Here is a 759-nt window from a genome sequence, read left to right on the forward strand (position 1 = left end):
GTTGGCAATGGTATTGAAGGTCTTAAATCCCGTCTCCTCTACATCTTTGTACCAGTGGGCGAGTTTTGTATAGGCTACTTCCACTGATTTTGCTTTATTAAATATATCTCTAAGTCTTTGTGTGAGGTTAAAAGCTAGCTTTATATCCGGTTATTGCTCGAAGAGGATTTTACTACGTTGGTATTGATTCTCTGTCCAGTTGGAAGGAGCTTTATAGAGCAGGTAACGGGAACGTGCTAATAGTTGTTTTCTGCTGTCTCCATTTTCAAAGATTTCGGGATTAAATTCCTTTTGCTTTAATCTTGCCTGTTTAATCTGTTCATTTTCCATATCTATAGCCTCCCATCGGTGCTTGATCCTAATATCCTTCTAAGGTGAGTTTCTGCACATGGAAGCGGTCGGTGACCTGTATGGCCTTAGGGAAACATTTCCTGGCAATGATTTTCATTGAATTGGCCATATCTAAGGTGATTTCCTTGACTCGTGCTCGTTTTGAAGTTGGTATTCTAAGAAGCTGCTCTATAATAGGTTCTACCTTGGTTCCTGAGAAAATAGCTACAATACTGCCTTTTCTACCCTTAGCTTTTTTATTGGTAATGATGGTATACAACTCTCCTTTGGAGAGTGCTGTCTCATCTATAGAGAGCTTTGAACTGATGTTCTCAGGGAAGATGAGCCATTCTTTGGAATGAGGTTTTTGATCCCACTCTTTAAAATCGCTAAGATGATCTTTATACTGGCGCTGGAGCTTCTTACCAC

At 39.9% G+C, this 759-nt stretch carries 2 protein-coding genes; both read right to left on the minus strand.

Going from position 1 to position 759, the window contains the following annotated elements; all coding sequences use genetic code 11:
- Positions 1-150 precede the first annotated feature (150 nt).
- Positions 151-330, minus strand: a complete 180-nt coding sequence (locus RM541_RS17370; RefSeq protein WP_311501398.1) for a hypothetical protein — start codon at positions 328-330, stop codon at positions 151-153.
- Positions 331-358: 28 nt separating this feature from the next.
- A partial coding sequence (locus RM541_RS17375; protein WP_311501399.1) for a transposase occupies positions 359-759 on the minus strand: 401 nt, incomplete at its 5' end.

This window comes from Autumnicola psychrophila (genome assembly GCF_031846645.1).
Lineage (GTDB): Bacteria > Bacteroidota > Bacteroidia > Flavobacteriales > Flavobacteriaceae > Autumnicola > Autumnicola psychrophila.